Source organism: Pseudomonas sp. GQ91 (assembly GCF_059758795.1).
In genome coordinates this window covers 72,504-88,122 of the sequence record NZ_JCAXED010000012.1, presented here as the reverse complement: position 1 = coordinate 88,122, position 15,619 = coordinate 72,504, and the positions used below count along the sequence as shown (strand labels likewise).

General features: G+C 60.6%; 19 protein-coding genes. 8 read left to right on the top strand and 11 right to left on the bottom strand.

Features of this window, described 5'->3' with window-relative positions; translation table 11 throughout:
* Nucleotides 1-6 precede the first annotated feature (6 nt).
* The 8 genes from sctJ (at nucleotide 7) to AC6CIA_RS18635 (ending at nucleotide 5,384) form a co-directional block, all read left to right on the top strand.
* Nucleotides 7-828: a type III secretion system inner membrane ring lipoprotein SctJ gene (gene sctJ / locus AC6CIA_RS18670; protein WP_498314086.1), complete on the top strand. Its 822-nt coding sequence runs from the start codon at nucleotides 7-9 to the stop codon at nucleotides 826-828.
* Nucleotides 825-1,361 (top strand): type III secretion protein, encoded by a 537-nt coding sequence (locus tag AC6CIA_RS18665; protein ID WP_498314084.1) that lies wholly within the window; start codon nucleotides 825-827, stop codon nucleotides 1,359-1,361. Before sctJ ends, AC6CIA_RS18665 begins: the two co-directional genes overlap by 4 nt.
* Nucleotides 1,312-1,998 carry a type III secretion system stator protein SctL gene (gene sctL / locus AC6CIA_RS18660; protein ID WP_498314082.1) on the top strand — a complete coding sequence of 229 codons (687 nt, stop codon included), beginning with the start codon at nucleotides 1,312-1,314 and terminating at the stop codon, nucleotides 1,996-1,998. Before AC6CIA_RS18665 ends, sctL begins: the two co-directional genes overlap by 50 nt.
* Nucleotides 1,999-2,032: 34 nt before the next feature.
* Complete coding sequence (locus AC6CIA_RS18655; RefSeq protein WP_498314080.1) at nucleotides 2,033-2,251, top strand: hypothetical protein; 219 nt, start codon at nucleotides 2,033-2,035, stop codon at nucleotides 2,249-2,251.
* The gene (locus tag AC6CIA_RS18650; protein WP_498314078.1) at nucleotides 2,238-2,642 is read left to right on the top strand and encodes a type III secretion protein; all 405 of its coding nucleotides are present in this window, start codon (nucleotides 2,238-2,240) and stop codon (nucleotides 2,640-2,642) included. The genes AC6CIA_RS18655 and AC6CIA_RS18650 overlap by 14 nt, the downstream gene beginning before the upstream one ends.
* Before the next feature lie 77 nt (nucleotides 2,643-2,719).
* Nucleotides 2,720-4,807 carry a type III secretion system outer membrane ring subunit SctC gene (gene sctC / locus AC6CIA_RS18645; protein WP_498314274.1) on the top strand — a complete coding sequence of 696 codons (2,088 nt, stop codon included), beginning with the start codon at nucleotides 2,720-2,722 and terminating at the stop codon, nucleotides 4,805-4,807.
* Nucleotides 4,804-5,007: an HrpT family type III secretion system protein gene (gene hrpT, locus AC6CIA_RS18640; protein ID WP_498314076.1), complete on the top strand. Its 204-nt coding sequence runs from the start codon at nucleotides 4,804-4,806 to the stop codon at nucleotides 5,005-5,007. The genes sctC and hrpT overlap by 4 nt, the downstream gene beginning before the upstream one ends.
* 11 nt (nucleotides 5,008-5,018) lie before the next feature.
* Entirely contained in the window at nucleotides 5,019-5,384 is a 366-nt protein-coding gene (locus tag AC6CIA_RS18635) for a transcriptional regulator (protein WP_498314074.1), read from the top strand.
* Nucleotides 5,385-5,399: 15 nt separating this feature from the next.
* On the opposite strand, the gene sctU is transcribed toward AC6CIA_RS18635, so the two are convergent.
* Genes sctU through AC6CIA_RS18580 form a run of 11 tightly spaced genes read right to left on the bottom strand, consistent with a single transcriptional unit; the run spans nucleotide 5,400 to nucleotide 15,601 of the window.
* The gene (gene sctU / locus AC6CIA_RS18630; protein ID WP_498314072.1) at nucleotides 5,400-6,497 is read right to left on the bottom strand and encodes a type III secretion system export apparatus subunit SctU; all 1,098 of its coding nucleotides are present in this window, start codon (nucleotides 6,495-6,497) and stop codon (nucleotides 5,400-5,402) included.
* Nucleotides 6,494-7,282 (bottom strand): type III secretion system export apparatus subunit SctT, encoded by a 789-nt coding sequence (sctT, locus tag AC6CIA_RS18625; RefSeq protein WP_498314071.1) that lies wholly within the window; start codon nucleotides 7,280-7,282, stop codon nucleotides 6,494-6,496. The genes sctU and sctT overlap by 4 nt, the downstream gene beginning before the upstream one ends.
* Before the next feature lie 12 nt (nucleotides 7,283-7,294).
* Nucleotides 7,295-7,555 (bottom strand): type III secretion system export apparatus subunit SctS, encoded by a 261-nt coding sequence (gene sctS, locus AC6CIA_RS18620; RefSeq protein ID WP_498314069.1) that lies wholly within the window; start codon nucleotides 7,553-7,555, stop codon nucleotides 7,295-7,297.
* A 7-nt stretch (nucleotides 7,556-7,562) separates the two neighbouring features.
* Nucleotides 7,563-8,216, bottom strand: coding sequence for a type III secretion system export apparatus subunit SctR (gene sctR, locus AC6CIA_RS18615; RefSeq protein ID WP_339532588.1), 654 nt, complete (start codon nucleotides 8,214-8,216; stop codon nucleotides 7,563-7,565).
* Entirely contained in the window at nucleotides 8,213-9,247 is a 1,035-nt protein-coding gene (locus AC6CIA_RS18610; RefSeq protein ID WP_498314066.1) for a FliM/FliN family flagellar motor switch protein, read from the bottom strand. Before AC6CIA_RS18610 ends, sctR begins: the two co-directional genes overlap by 4 nt.
* Nucleotides 9,244-9,696 (bottom strand): type III secretion system HrpP C-terminal domain-containing protein, encoded by a 453-nt coding sequence (locus AC6CIA_RS18605; protein WP_498314064.1) that lies wholly within the window; start codon nucleotides 9,694-9,696, stop codon nucleotides 9,244-9,246. The genes AC6CIA_RS18610 and AC6CIA_RS18605 overlap by 4 nt, the downstream gene beginning before the upstream one ends.
* Entirely contained in the window at nucleotides 9,693-10,106 is a 414-nt protein-coding gene (sctO, locus tag AC6CIA_RS18600; RefSeq protein ID WP_498314062.1) for a type III secretion system stalk subunit SctO, read from the bottom strand. The genes AC6CIA_RS18605 and sctO overlap by 4 nt, the downstream gene beginning before the upstream one ends.
* Complete coding sequence (locus tag AC6CIA_RS18595) at nucleotides 10,093-11,451, bottom strand: FliI/YscN family ATPase (RefSeq protein ID WP_498314060.1); 1,359 nt, start codon at nucleotides 11,449-11,451, stop codon at nucleotides 10,093-10,095. Before AC6CIA_RS18595 ends, sctO begins: the two co-directional genes overlap by 14 nt.
* On the bottom strand, nucleotides 11,448-12,344 hold the full coding sequence (locus tag AC6CIA_RS18590) for an FHA domain-containing protein (protein WP_498314058.1): 897 nt from the start codon (nucleotides 12,342-12,344) through the stop codon (nucleotides 11,448-11,450). Before AC6CIA_RS18590 ends, AC6CIA_RS18595 begins: the two co-directional genes overlap by 4 nt.
* A 57-nt stretch (nucleotides 12,345-12,401) precedes the next feature.
* Nucleotides 12,402-14,438 (bottom strand): type III secretion system export apparatus subunit SctV, encoded by a 2,037-nt coding sequence (gene sctV / locus AC6CIA_RS18585; RefSeq protein ID WP_498314272.1) that lies wholly within the window; start codon nucleotides 14,436-14,438, stop codon nucleotides 12,402-12,404.
* Between the two features lie 56 nt (nucleotides 14,439-14,494).
* Nucleotides 14,495-15,601: a TyeA family type III secretion system gatekeeper subunit gene (locus AC6CIA_RS18580; RefSeq protein WP_498314056.1), complete on the bottom strand. Its 1,107-nt coding sequence runs from the start codon at nucleotides 15,599-15,601 to the stop codon at nucleotides 14,495-14,497.
* Nucleotides 15,602-15,619 lie beyond the last annotated feature (18 nt).

Sequence of the window (15,619 nt, the reverse complement as noted above, 5' to 3'; positions counted from 1 at the left end):
AACTGTATGCAAGGCTTTCAGTCTAAATACTGTGTGTTTTTACTCATGCTGCTGCTCGGTGGATGCGGTGAAAGCGTTGAGCTGCATCGCCAGCTCTCCGAACAAGAAGCCAACGAAGTGATTGCCGAGCTGGAAAGCAAACAGATCAAGGCTCAAAAAGCCTCAGCCAAAGACGGTGTGGTGGTGCGGGTAGAAGCGAAGGACATCGGCCGGGCGGTGCGTACGCTGGAAGCGGTTGGACTGCCGCACCATGCCAGGTCGACCCTCGGTGATATTTTTCGCAAGGAAGGCGTCATTTCCACGCCCCTTGAGGAGCGGGCACGTTACATCTATGCACTGTCCCAGGAGCTTGAATCCACGCTGACCAACATCGACGGCGTCATCGTCGCCCGCGTGCATGTGGTGTTGCCAGAGCGTATTGCGCCAGGGGAACCGGTCCAGCCGGCGTCTGCCTCCATATTCATCAAACACGATCCCCAGTTGGAGCCCGACAGCATACGCCCCCGCGTGCGGCGTATGGTGGCCAGCGGCATCCCCGGCATGGCGACCGCTGTGGATAACCCACAGAAGCTGACCGTCGTCTTCGTCCCGGCCGCTGCCTATCAGGAAGAAAGAGCATTGAGCTATGTAGGCCCATTCCTGATCGCCAGTGAAGACGCCAGCTTTTGGCGAAGCATATTGTTCATGCTGATGGTGTTGCCGTTTCTCGCCGGCTTTGGCGTGGTGCTATGGTTCAAACGGCGCTCGGCCGAGGTTCCGCGCCATCCTGCGGAATCACCGCGACAATCTGTTCCTGCTTATGAGCGGCCCGAAAACCCGCAGCCATGAACGATGAACTCAGTTGGGTACGGTGGTGGGCGCACGCCTGGAAAGAGGCACATCCCGATTGGCTGCCTCAAGGTTTAGCCGCGGTGAAACCCGAGTCGTTGCAGAACCTCGCTCAAGCCCGACATATGAGCTTGGCACACGCGTTTGCGATAGAGCCCTGCCAACCGCTCAAACCCCACCCTGCTCACTTGCGCTTCGTCCTGGCCGACCTCTATGAGAGGCAAGTGATCCTGCAACGGGTAGAAGCAGCGTGTCGCCCGCAGGTTCAACTGCAACTGAGTGAGGACGAAGGCCTATGGTGTTGCCGCATCGCCAAAGCCATGAACACCGAGTCCTGGCTGGCCCCTACCGATGATCCCCTGCAACTGCTGCGAGCCTGGGTCGCCGCGCAATGCTGGCAACGATTACGGATCAGTTTTGCCCGCGAGCGCATCCTCGAACTTGAACAGGCCCGCCCTCTCCTCCTGTCCCCGGCCAAGTTGGATGCCCTGTGGCAGGCCGTCATCTGGCGGACCCTTTCCTCGCGGATTTGAGCCATCGCAGTCAGGCGCCATAAGGTACGCAATCATGTTATCGCTACGCAAAATCAAACTTCATCCAGAAGCCGCGGGCTTATCACAGCCTGTGATTTCACGGGAAACCTTAATCGATTGCGGCCGCGCCGAGGCACTCCTCAAAAGCACCCAGGTGAAAGCGCAAGAGATGCTGCAGCGCGCTGAACAGGACCGCGAACGCTTGATCGCACAAGCACGAGCGGAGTTCTGGAAGCAGGCAAACACTCAGCTCCAGCGCTGGGAAGCTGAACGCCAGGCAATGAACAGCGCGCTGGAAAATCACGCCACCCACCTCGTCAACACAGCGCTGCAACAGTTGCTGGGAGAGGTGGTAGCGCCGCAACGCCTGAACGCGCTGCTACGGCAGTTGATCCAGGCAAAAAGCACTCAAGTGAAAGTCACACTGCGCTGTAACCCACAAACCTATGCCCAGATCCAGGGCTGGCTGGCGCGGGATGGTGCAAACGCCTGGCATCTGCAGCCGGATCCAAGCCTGTGCGCCCTGGCCCTGGTGCTTGAAACCGAAGAGGGAGACCTGCGCATCGACTGGGAAACCGCCGTCAGCCGGCTACTGCTCAATGAACACGAACCATTGGAACCAACTCCACATCATTAGCCACACACTCGGGACGATCCAGTGGAGTAAAACCATGGCAACTTATGAATCTGTCCAACGGGGAATCGACAGGCGTTTTTTGCAGGCGCAAAAAACTGTCGATGACATCGCAATGAACAACACGGGCAGCCTTGAGGACGTCCAACGCTTTCATGAGGCCATGAAAGGTCTGCAGTTCGCCTCCGCGGCGTTGAAAGAGCAGACACGCCTGAAGTCCAGCCTCTCGAAAACCATTATCGATGCCATCCAATGAGTTGGACGCCACGCTCGAACGCTGGTGGAACTCGGGTCACGCGTGGCTGCAACTGTGCGAAAACACGGATGCCGTCACCCTTGACCGTAGCCCTGAAGGCGTGTTGCTGAGCGCTCAACTCTGCGCGGGCAAGGCGGACACGCTGCAGGTGGAGAAGTACTTGATGCTCGGTCGCTCCAGCCTGGCGTACTTTCAGGGAGCGCTCGCCCAAGCCGCCGATGATGGTGGTTTGTGGATCCTGCTGACACTCGAGAAAAGCGCCGATCTGCGCACGCTACGCACAGGCCTGACAGACCTTCTGAATCAGCGCGACACCTGGCGCGCCCTGGCCGAGCGCGGCGTTCAACCCGCTGCCCGGCGCCCCCATTTGCCGATCCATTCATTGTCGTAACAGACCGAGGCCCTTTCATGCCCGAAGCACTTGTCGAGCGCACCTGCTCGCAGAAAAAAAACGCCACTGCGCAGCGCATGCCCGCACGCCTGTGCTGGGGAGCAATCGCCGCGATTGGCTGGATGCTGTCCCCTGTGACCAATGCCGCCATACCTGCCGAATGGAAGACCACCGCCTACGCCTATGAGGCCGACAGCACCAGCCTGCACGAGGTACTGGAGGATTTCAGCCAGACATTCGGCACCCAATTGCAGATCGACGGACTCCTTGAAGGCAGTGTGAACGGCAAGATACGCGGCAACACGCCACAGTCGCTACTCGACAGGCTGGCGGTCGAGCATCGTTTCCAGTGGTTCATGTACAACAACACGTTGTACATCAGCACCCTGGACCAACAGGAGTCTGCACGCCTGGAAGTCTCCTCGGAAAGCATCGCCGACCTGAAAAAAGCGCTGACCGACATTGGCCTGCTCGATAGCCGTTTCGGTTGGGGTGAGCTGCCGGATGACAGCGTGGTCCTGGTCTCAGGTCCGAAACGCTACATCGAACAGATCAGGCAATTCAGCAGCCAACGCGAAAGCCCAGATGCCAAGCAGAGTGTAATGACCTTCACGCTGCAGTTCGCCAATGCGGCAGATCGGCAGATTGATTATCGCGGTGAAAAACTCACCATCCCCGGCGTTGCCAACATGCTGCGTGGCTTGCTGGAGCCCCGCTCAACCTCCGCGCTCTCCAGCATGAGCCGCACGTCAGCGCCCTCGCCCCTGGTCGCGGCGCCCGTGCTCCAGGGACTCCCACGGTTGAGCAATCCGCTGCTGGGACAGATGCTCAGCCCGCCCGCCACGCTGGGGCAACCCGCTGCAAACGCTGCCATCACGCCACGGGCACCCGTCGCCAGCGGCAAAATCCGGGTCGAGGCCGACACGCGAAACAACGCGGTATTGATCTACGACCTGCCAGTGCGCCAAGCGATGTATCGCGAGCTTATCGCCAAGCTCGATGTGGCGCGCAAGCTTGTGGAAATCGACGCCATCATCCTCGATATCGAGCGCACTCAACTGCGCGAGCTGGGCGTCAACTGGGGCTTCCAGAACAGCCGTTTTCAGACCGGCGTGAACAACGTGGCGCCCGGAACCTCTTCTCAGTTGTCGATCAGCAACATGGATCGCTTTGCCGCTGATCTGCGGGCCCTGGAAGCCCGAGGCCTGGCGAGCATCGTGTCCAATCCTTCAATCCTGACCCTGGAAAACCAACCCGCGGTGATCGATTTCAATCGCACCCAATACCTCACCGCCGGCAACGAGAACGCCACCATTCTGCCGATCACGGTGGGCACCAGCTTCCAGGTGGTTCCCAGGGTGATCACCAGCCGAGGCAAGCACCAGATCCATCTGTCGGTCGATATCGAAGACGGCAGTTTCGATGAGTCCAACCCGCAACGCAGCGGGCCCGATGTACGCAAGGGTAAAGTCAGCACCCAGGCAGTCATGGCGCAAAGACGCTCATTGGTAGTGGGCGGTTTTCATGTCACCGAAAATACCGACAAGCTCAACAAGATCCCGCTCTTGGGCGATATCCCGCTGCTGGGCAAGGCGCTGTTTTCATCCACTGAGCGCAAAAACAACAGGCGCGAGCGCCTGTTTATCCTGACGCCCAGAGTCATCGGCGATCAGTCCGATCCTTCGCGTTATTTGCCGCAAGCCGATCAGCTCGAGTTGCAGGCAGCGCTCAAGCCGCTGGCCCGACGCTACGCCGCGCATCAACCCGTGATCAAGCGCAGCGATGTTTCATCGACCCTGGCACATCTGGTCACCGGACAGGTACCCAAGGGTTTCAAGGCCAAGCCGATGCCACTGGCACTCGACACCCTGTGCCGAACGCGCGACCTCCTGGCGCTCAATCCGCAGCGCAGCCAATGGTATGCCGGCCCACGGTACAACGTGGCGGTGGTAGTAGTGCGCAATCAGTTCAACCGCAATGTGCGTATCGATGAAAAGGAATGCAGCACCTCGCACGCCCTGGCAGTCACCGTCTGGCCGCGGGCCTGGCTCAAGCCCGGGGAAGAGGCAGAAGTGTTTATTGCGATGCGCCCCGTAGTGAAAGACGCGCACATCGGGGTGTCGCGCCCCTCCCTGCTGACAACGAACAGGAAAACCGCACCATGAGAAACGCCCTCCCGATCCTTGGCCTGCTGGGCACCGTTCTGTTGGCGGCCGGCTGCACCCCGACCTGCCAGGGTGACTCTTGCTCACGACCGCAATCAAACGCTGCTGAAATGGTCATCTGGTGGCCTGAACACATGCGCGCGGAGTCCGGTCCGTCCAACCCGCGCGCGGATTACCAGAGCGTCTCCCTCGAGCGATGAAGCCTTCAGGATTGACTGCCGATGCCCCGCACCGGCAGGCGTTCCTCGACGAACTGATGAGCGGCAATGCCGCTCACTGGTCACTGTGCGATGGCGTCACATTCGCTCACGCGCCCATCGGCGAAACGCCCGGGCTGGCGTTACAGATCAAACCGCATGCCCTGAGGCACGGGCAGGTGCGGCAGGTACTGGAACGACGCTTCGAACACGCGCACGCCTTCAGGGGATTGTTCATCTACCTGGACATCGAACAGGCGCTGGTGATCTGGCAGCGCCTGCCTGCACCGCACGATGCGCGTGCGCTCGATAAACACGTCAGCGCTGCGCTGTCACTGGCGAACCTCGAACGACTGGACGAAGACCGCAGCCGCGACTGAACACGCCAAGTCCAGTCACCGCACATCCAGTTCAGGTAACTGGAGCGTCTCGCGCTTGGCCTCCTCATCCAGCTCACGCAGGGTGCGATAGATAAGCGCGACCGCCTGCAAGGTCTCCCGGGTGATGTGGTTGCCGAGTTCCTCCCGATACAACGTACGGGCCAGCCACACACACTGAATGACCGGTACATCCGCCGCCTTGGCCCTGTCGATCAGCTTCAGCGCCTCGCCATCCGTGCCTTTTTCCACCAGCATCGGCAACGGGGTTTTCCCCGGCCGGTAATAAAGCGCCACTGCAAAATGCGTGGGGTTGACCACCAGCATGTCGGATTCTTCCAGCCTGGGCAGCTTGACCTTCGGCTCCTCCTGAGCCAGTTGCTGGGCCAGGGCCCGACGCTGGTTCTTGACATGGGGATCGCCCTCCATGTCCTTGTATTCCTTGATCAGCTCGACCTGGGTCATGCGCATGCGTTTGGCGAAGAAGTGCTTTTGCAAGGCCAGGTCGATCAGCGCCATGACCAGCAAGAATCCCAGGCAGGTATGCAGCAGATGCCGGAACAGCACGATCAAGGCCGAGATGTAGCCAGGCAAGTCACCGCTGGTCAAACCAATCAGCGCGCCCAACGCCGGACCGATCACCCCATACAGGATCAACGTGATCAGCAGCGCCTTGGCCACTCCCATGCCCAGGTTCATCAGCGACTGCGCCGAAAACATCTGCTTGACCTGGTTCAAAGGGTTGAGGCGGTTGAAGTCCGGCTTCAAGGTTTCAGGCGCGAACAGAACGCCGAATTGCCCCCAGCTGCTGATCAGCTTTGTCACAATCGCCACGGCGGCCATCAACAGCGCGAAGCTGAAGAACACGGCCGCGCTATCCACCACGACCTCCTCCAAGGTTCGCATGAACGGTTGCCCGATCCGCGACACCGGTAACATCAACAGTTGCTGGAGGCGTTGCATGCTGCTTTCTGCCGAGAACAAGGCAATCTCGCTCAAGACCGTCAACGCCAGCAATTTGCCGATGTCCTGACTTTGCGCGACCTGGCCTTTTTTCCGCTGGTCGCGCAGTTTCTTGGCGGTCGCCGGGTGTTTTTTCTCGCCCGAATCACTCATGCGCCCACCTTGAACAGCAGCCCCAGCGCGTGCTTGTACTCGGACAGCAGACTCATGCGCCCGACAATCAGGTCTTGCAGCACCGGCAGATACAACAGCAGAAACGCCAGGCCCCCCAGGCTCTTGGCCGGCATCGACAGCACCATGACCTGCAACTGCGGGCTGTAAAGGCTGAGCAAGGCGATGGCGAACTCAATCAGCAGCAATAACGCGATAAAGGGCGCGGCGTAGAGGGTCATGTGCGTAAACGTATCGCCGAGCAAGCCCAGAAAAACACTGAACCCGTTGACCGCCGGCGTTGGCAGCCAGACGGTCGCAGGCCAGATCAGGTAGCTGTCCCAGATCACCTGAGTCACCACGCCCAGGCCCAGCGAAACGATCAGCAGAAAGATACTCAGTTGTTTAAGCATGTGCCCGATAGGCGTCGCATCCGGCCCCAAAGACGGGTTGAGTTGGCCGCCGATCAAGGCGCCACGCTGGTTGTCGAGCAACGCCCCCACGCCCTCGAACAGCCAGAAAGGCATCGACAGCAGCGTTCCGAGCAAAAAGCCCAGGACCATCTCCTTGAGCACCAACCCGACGATCAACAGATGAGTCAACTCCTGCCCCAGCAACGCGGCATGCACACCGGGAACGGGCAACAGCGCCAGCACCATCACGATCACATGGCGCGGCATCCCGCGCACATGCTGGAAACAGAAGGCGGGTACCAGGAAGGCACAGGGATAAATACGTGCCATGCAAATCACCAGGCTGGGCAAGTACTCAAGGTAAGGAATGACCAACGCGCACCCTCCTCAAAGCGCTGAGCGCGCGACCATGTCGAAGGTGAGGTTGATCAACTTGATCAACTCGAGGCCAATCCAGCGCCCGGTCAACGCCAACGTCACGCCCACCGCCACCAGCTTGATACCAAAGGGCAATGTCTGATCCTGTACCTGCATCAATGCCTGCACCAGTGAAGTCAGCACCCCGACGATCACCGCCACAATCAACGGTGGAGCCGATAACACCACCACCAGTAACATGCCCTGCTTGAACAGCTGAATAGGGTCCATGTGTCACTCACAGGAAGGAAAGAAACAGGCTGTCGAGCAACCGCGACCACCCGGACACGAGGACGAACAACAGCAACTTGAGAGGCAGCGAGATGGTCATCGGCGACACCATCTGCATGCCCAGCGCCAGCAACAAGTTGGAGACAATCAAGTCGATCACGATGAACGGGATATAGATCAGAAAGCCCACTTCAAAGCCGGCTTGCAGTTGTGAAAGGACAAACGCCGGGATCAGCAAAATCAAGTCATCGCGATGGGTGCCTTGGCTCATCTCCGGTGGCCACATGCGGGTGGTGTTTTCATGCAGATGAATCAACAGGTCCGGATCGGTGTTGCGTTGCATGAACGCCCGTAGCGGCTTTATCGCAACCAGGCCGGTGTCCTGGAATGCCTGCACGCTGGAAGTATCCAGCGGGGACGCCTCGATGACCTGGCTGATCTCGTAACCCACGGGCGCCATGATAAACAGCGTGGCCGCCAGCGCGATGCCGTTCAAGGCCATGCTCGGCGGTACCTGCTGCACGCCGATGGCATTGCGGGTGATCATCAGCACAATGACTATCTTCAAAAAAGCCGTGCAGATGATCAACAGCATGGGCATCAGCGCCAACGAGCCGAGCAGCAGTGCGAACAGTAGCGGGTCAACCCCCTGAACCGTCATCGGGAAAAGATCACACGTGACAACTGCAAGCCCAGCCGGCCATCCACCTCGACCAACTGCCCTTGGCCGATAGGCCGTTCGCCGTAATAAAGTCCGGCCAACCCGGGCCCATACCCGCAAACCCCCAATACCGCTCCCGGGGCCAATTGGCGTAGCTCGCCGAGGGTCAATTGCAGCGTGCCGCAGCGTACCGTGAGGGCCATGGACAGCTCATCGAACGGCTCATGACCAAAAACATCCTCCAGCGGTTCGTCGCTCTCGTACTCACTCTGTCCGTCCCATCCTTGCTCATGGGATTGTTCAGCAAAATCCTCATCCACCGCCGTTTCCCTCATCGAAAAAAGTGTCAGTTGCAACGCATCGGCTTGATCATCGATACGCCCTTGCAACAGGTGCTTGCCCAGGCGTACACGCCCATCACCCTGGGTGTTGAACAGCGGACTCTCGAGCACCAGCACGTCGCCAGGGCGCAGCGCCTGCAACAGCGAAGCGGCCAGTTGCAAGCGCGCCAGCGTCACCGGTATCGAGAGCGCAAGTGAACCGGGCAAGGCCTTCGCCATCGGGCGCCACGGGGCGGCATCACACAATGCCAGCAGGCTGGCAGGCGCCAGCATCAGGCGCGCCACGACCCTGGAGGCTCCCAGCGCTACCGTGAAGCGACAGCCGAACGTCTGGCGATGCAGTTGCCCCAAGGGCTGCAGATATCCAAAAAGGTCGTTCAACTGCGCACTCAAGCTTTGCTGGAACAAGGCCCAGACCCAGGAAGCCGGATCATTGCCGGCCTCGGCCAGCCCGACCGGACACTCGCCAAACAGACTCAAGACGGCGCCAGAATCACTGAACGTCAATACTCCGCGAGCCGTCTCAAATGACATCAGCCGCTTGCCCGCGGGGGCGATTCCCGGCTCCAGGAGCAATTCGCCCGACTGGCCGGCGACCTCGAACGGCAAGCGCAGCCCACGCCCCAAGCGACGCCGCGCGAGCACTTTGGTGCCATCGACCACCGGCAACTTCAATGCAGGCAACATCATGTCTGGCCGATTTTCCGCAGACGCAGGCTGACCGGCTGCCCGAGTCCCCGGCACAGTCGTTCCTGGCAACCCTGACGAACACCGGCAAGCCAGATCGAGGTTCGCGCCTCTTCAGCCTCCAGGGTGATGTCCCAGGACTGGTTCTCATGCCCGGCACAGACGTTGATCCGTCCCCATCGCGGCAAGTACAGCGTCATGTTCAAGGGCCACTGGGAAACGCCGCTCAGGCGCATCTCCAACTGTTCGACCAGCGCCTCGATCGTCGGCTCACTGGCCGGTGCCACTTGCCCCGGCGAACGGCTGGAAAAACCCTCGCGCCCGCTGTCGTCACTGAAGTAGCAGGCAAATAATCGGCTCTGTTCCAGAGACACGGTGTGGCCCACGCCTGCCTCGGCATCCGATTCAGGTGCATGCCGGCGCTCGGTTTTTTCCATCGACAACGGCTTCATAACTCCTCCTGCGCCAGCAAGTGCGCCAACTCCTGAAGTTTTTCAACTTCGCGCAGGCATTGAGTGACCTGCCGCTGCGCCGTCTCGACGTGCGTCACTTGCCGCTGCTGCCGCTGGTACAGCTCCCGTAGCTCACCCTCTTCACGCGCAGTGCCGGCCAACAACCGGCGCTCCTGATTGCCCCAGGTCTTCAAGTCCTGTAGCGACACCACTTGCCCCTGGTGCCTGCGCACCAGCTCGGCGGTTTTCTGCGCAGCCTGCTGGCGGGTCTGGTCCAGGGCCGCGTGTGCCTGGTGGAGCTGGTCCTGCAGGCTGCCCTGGAGTCTTTTGGCATCACGCAGGGTGCGCTCGGCACGCTCGGCCCGGTGCCGGCGCAGACGGCGCAACGTCTCTATTTCAGAAAGGAACATAGGCTGTCAGCTCACTGAGTTGATCCAGGGTCAGGGCCATCGGCGAAGGCTCTCTCAGGTCCTGGCGCAGAAACGCATCCACTGCTTGCCTGCTTTGCACGGCGAGGTCCGTCAGCGCATCGGCGCCGGCCTGGTATTCGCCCAACTTGAGCATCAATTCAATCTGCTGATAGGCCGACAACAGCCGCCGCAATGCGGTGCTCGCCTGGATGTGCTCCGGTCGGGCCACGTTGCTGAGAATCCGCGAGAGGCTGGCCAGCACGTCGACCGCCGGGTAGTGACCGCGCTCGGCTAATTTGCGTGAAAGCACGATGTGGCCGTCCAGCAGCGAGCGCACTTCATCCGCCACCGGATCGCTCATCGAATCCTGTTCGATCAGCACGGTGTAGAGGGCAGTGATGACGCCCTGGCGCGTCAAGCCCGCGCGCTCCACCAGGCGCGGCAACAAGCTGTAAACCGAAGGGGGCAGGCCTCCGCGCCCCAACGGTTCGCCGGCCGCCAGCCCAATCTCGCGTTGGGCCCTGGCGAAACGGGTCAGGGAGTCAATCAACAACAACACCCGTTGCCCCTTGCTCCGGTAGCCCTCTGCCAGGGCGGTCGCGGTGAACGCCGCGCGGGCGCGCTCCATGCTGGAGCGGTCGGAGGTAGCGCAGACCAGCACCGCCTTGGCCCGCAGCGTCTCATCGAGTTCATGGTCGAGAAATTCGCGCAGCTCACGACCGCGCTCACCAATCAGACCAAACACAATCACATCGCAATCGACGTTGCGGGCAATCTCCGCCAGCAATGTGGTCTTGCCGCAACCGGCGCCCGCGAAGAGCCCCACACGCTGCCCCTCGCCCAGGGTCAGCAAGCCATCGATCGAGCGCACGCCGGTGGACAACGCCCGCTGGATGCGCGGACGCTCGGTGGCCAGCGGTGCGTCGCACAGCACCGTAGTCGCCCCTTCCGTATCGGCGCCAGCGAATGCACTGGGGCCGGTGCCGTCAATCGAGCGACCGAAGCCATCGAGTACCTGCCCCAGCAAATCGTCGCCCACCCGCACCCGATGCGGTACGCCCAGGCGTTGCACGCTGGCCCCCACCTGCACGCCTTCCAGGTTGCCCAGGGCACTGAGCACAGCGTCCTGCTGATCAAAACCAATAATCTCCGCCAGCATGCTGTCGTCACCCAGTTTTTCCACCAGGCACAAATCGCCGATACGTGACTGCGGCAAACGGCATTGCAGCAACATGCCATTGACCCGCTGAATACGCCCGCGCATCGCCACCGGCGAATAGCCCGCCAGCGTCTCCGACTGGCGCTGCTGCCAACGCTCGAGCCGCCCCGTGAACGGATTACTCACCACTTCACCTCATAGCGCTGTTGACCGTCGAACACCACCTTGTCGTTGTCGATGGCGGTCAGGCGCAGCCCCTCCACTTCATCGCCGAGAAACAATCGATGTCCATCCTCCAGAACGACGTGGCCATTTTTACCGCCCACGATCTGGACGATCTTGAAGGGCAACCGGGTATTGCGTTCATGTACCCGGCTGATCACAGGCACAGGCGTGTCGAATTGCTCCTGGAAGCGGTCGAGCATCCGTGAAATCAACGCGAGTTCATCCCGGGAACCGGTGCCGTCGATGGTTATCTGGCCATTGATGACGTCCAGCGCAAAGCGATCGGCCAACTCACGCGCCTCCAGCATCTTCAACAGCTGTTGGCGTACCTCATACGCACTGGACAGCAGGTTTTTTTGCTCCAGCGTCGGCCTCAGCGAGGCCTGGGACTGACTCTCCTCGGTGGGGGTCAGGCCCAGCGCGATGATGACCAGCGCCACGACCGCCGAAATCCCCAGGAAGCGCTTGTGCCGCAGCGTCGGCGCAGAGGACGGCGGCGATTGCGGGGAATCCTCGACGTCGATCGCTGGCGTGGAAGCAGGCGTCGGAACCTGGGGCCAGGGCTGCTCGGCATCGGCGACATACAGTCGAACCTCAGCGATGGAAAAGAGCGTATTCGTCCCCAGGTCGGGAATCTGTGCCTGAGGCTGGCCGGTGTCATCTTGCAAGAGGCCTTGCTCCGCTTGCACCGACCATCGGCCGGCTGCGCAACGCAACTGTACGTGGCGTTCTGAAATGCCTGGATCGTACAGCGCAAGATCGGCGTCCTGACTGGCGCCGATGCTCCATTGCTCGCCGAACAGCGGCAATGCGGCCCCTTGATGCAGCCCCGTGAGTACCCGCAACTCAAACAAAACCAGGCCTCCCCGCAACACGTAAGCGCAGGCCCACAGACACAGCCGTGGGCGGGTTCACGCCACCTCCTCATGCTGCAAACCGTCCTGGTTCAGATCAATCCGGCCAAGGACCTTGACCTTCGCCGCACTCGTCAGCTCGGCAAAGGACACCACCGGTACATGGTTGAATTCCTCCAGCAATAACGTACGCAACGGACTGCGTAGATCCTGGGCCACCAGCAGTACGCTTTTGATTTTGGCCCGCGGCGGGAAACCTTCGTTCAGCAGACTGACCAGCCATGCACTGTGTTCAGTGTCCAGGGCAAAGAACACACCGGTCTGGGTCTGCCGCAGCGCCTCGCGCAAGATGTTTTCGGTGTGGGGCGATAACAGCCAGGCATGCAAGCCGTCGGCCTCGCTGTACTGGTGATATATCTGGGATTTGAGGGCGATTCGAGCGTAGTCCGCCAAGGCTTCCGGCTCACGTTCATGCTGGCCGTGCTCGATCAGCGCCTCGACAATCAGGCGCACCGCACGCAGGGATATGCCTTCGCTGGCCAAGCGTTGCAGCACGCTGGAAAAGCGCGACAACGGCATGATGCGTTGCAGCTCCTGGACCAGTTCAGGCTGGTTGAACTCGAGCCAACTGAGGATTGATTTGCTTTCTTGAATGCCTAGAAACTGAGGCCCACTAAGCATCATGGCGCGCTTCATACGGTCGACAATCAGCTCTTGAGCGCTAAGCCGTTCCAACTGTTCGTCGGCCAGCAACGGGTCATCCGCGGGCAGCCACCACCAATCCTGTTCATCCCGAGCCGCCAGGCCCTGGATTCCCTGGGGCGGTTCGTGGGTGCAGTCGGTCCGCGCCACCGCCAAGCGCTCACTCAGTGAGGCCTTGAACATCGGCACTTCATGCACGCAAAAGCGGAATTCGTCCACCGCGAGCGCCGGGCTGTATTCGATTTCAAACGGGGGCAGGGTCAATCCGACGCTGGTGACAATCGCATTACGTGCTTGGCGAATCGCCTGAATCAACCCCGCGACACGGGCATCGCCCGCGCACGCGGCGGCAAATTGCAGCAGGTAAGGCCGAGACGGATCAAAACCGCGCAAGTCTTCATGACCATTGTCTTGCGGCGCCACCGGCGGCGCGCCTTGTCCCTCAGGCGCCTGGTCTTTCCCACGTTGACGTGAAAGGTGATAACCCAATGCCCCGGTCATTAACGAAATGACAATGAACACGCCGGTCGGCATGCCGGGGAGCGCGGCGAACGCCAGCATGCCGACCGAGGCGATCATCCAACTCTTGGGTTCGCTGGTCATCTGCCGGGCAATTTCCGCACCCACGTGACTGGCGCCCTGGTTAAGCCCGTCCGGCGCGACCCGCGTAATGATCATGCCGGCAGTCAACGAAATCAGCAGCGCCGGAATCTGCGCAATCAGCCCATCGCCGATGGTCAGCACCGAGTACAACGCAATAGAGTCGGAAGCACTCATGCCATGCTGAAACATACCGGTGGAAAACCCGCCCAACAGGTTGATCACCACGATCACCAGCCCGGCGATCGCGTCACCCTTGACGAACTTCATGGCGCCGTCCATCGCACCGAACAATTGGCTTTCACGGGACAACTGCTCGCGCTTGTTGCGGGCCTGGTTGCCATCGATCAGGCCGGCACGCAAGTCGCTGTCGATGGACATCTGCTTACCGGGCATCGCATCGAGGCTGAAGCGGGCCGCCACTTCGGCGACACGTTCCGAGCCTTTGGTAATCACCAGGAAGTTGACGATGGTCAAAATCATGAAAATCACCAGGCCCACCGCCAGGTTGCCGCCCACCACAAAGTTGCCGAACGCCTCGACAATGTCGCCTGCATCCTGCTCCAGCAGAATCAGCCGAGTCGTGGCAATCGACAGCGCCAAACGGAACATCGTGGTCAACAACAGGATTGACGGAAACGAAGAGAAGGCCAGAGGCCCGGGCAAATACAGCGCCAACACGATCAACAGGCAGGAAATGCAGATATTGAGCGCGATCAGAATGTCCACCAACCAGGTGGGCAGCGGCACGATAAAAATAAACACGATGGCCAGCACAATCACCGCGCCCATGACTTCGGCGCGGCGCGCAATACTCAACAGCACCGCGTTGAGCCATTGAAGCGAAGTCACGTGGACACCTCCGCCAGGCTGCCGGTGGTGCGCCCTTCCACCGCTGTGCTTCGCCCCATGCACAAGAGGAAATTGCTCAAGCTTTCCTGGCGGCTTCGGCTATCGCGCCACAACGCCATTGGCAGGCGCTGCATCAAGGGGTAGAGCGCATTCAGTGAGACCAGTTGGCTCGACAGCGCTTCCCCGCCGAACTCGCAGCCAAGACGCTCGACCTCCCTGGGCGCAATACCGGTGCTGGCGTACCCCAGCAAACGTTGCAACAGCACCACCGCCTGCTGGTTGCTGTCGACGGCTTGCGGGGTCAGGCGCAAGGCCAGCCCGGCACAGTCGCGCAAGACCGTGTTGAGCTGTCCGCAGGCCTGCAGCCCCAGCAATAACGTACGTAACTTGGCCGTGGGCACGGAGGAAACCTGGGCTCCGACATCATCCGCCAGCGCCCGACGCATGACTTGCAAGCCGTGATTGAACTGCTCCCCGCCGAACAGTTCGAGCAACGCTTGCATCATCGTCGCCAAGGATTGGCGCACCACCACACTGGAGTAATACAACTGGCGGACGGCTTGGCGTAACGCCTGGTCATCGGTACCTTTTTGCAACGACAGCGCGATATTCAGGGCAGCTTGAATCTGTGCCTGGTAGCGCTCGGTCAGCGTTGTCAGGCAATCGCGGGCCCGCGCCGCTTCCACCTGGCGCGCCTCGGCCTCGGCTTGAGCACTGATGTGCTCCAACACCACATACGTCCTGGCCGGGTCGCCTCCCGTCAATTCCAGCAATCCTTCGACACTGGTTTTCTGTAACAGCAACACCCGGACCTGTCGCGCCAGGTGAGCCAGGCTCTCTTGTCCGGGATGCCCCAGCTGTTCGTATAACTGGGCCAAGTGCTCGATTTTCTGCACCCGTTGCCCAGGTCCCGCAACCACCAACTGACGCTGATCCAGGCTTTTACTACGGCGCTCCATCTGCTGACTGAAGAGCAGGCCAACTTCCTCTGCCGCGTTGTGCTGCGCGGCATGGGGCGTCGGCAAAGGTGACTGAGCCACGGCCGAAGCACGGTTCAGTTGATTGATTTTTTCAACTTCGCTATGGCGTGCTTCAACTTTCATAGAGGGGGCCGGGAGTGA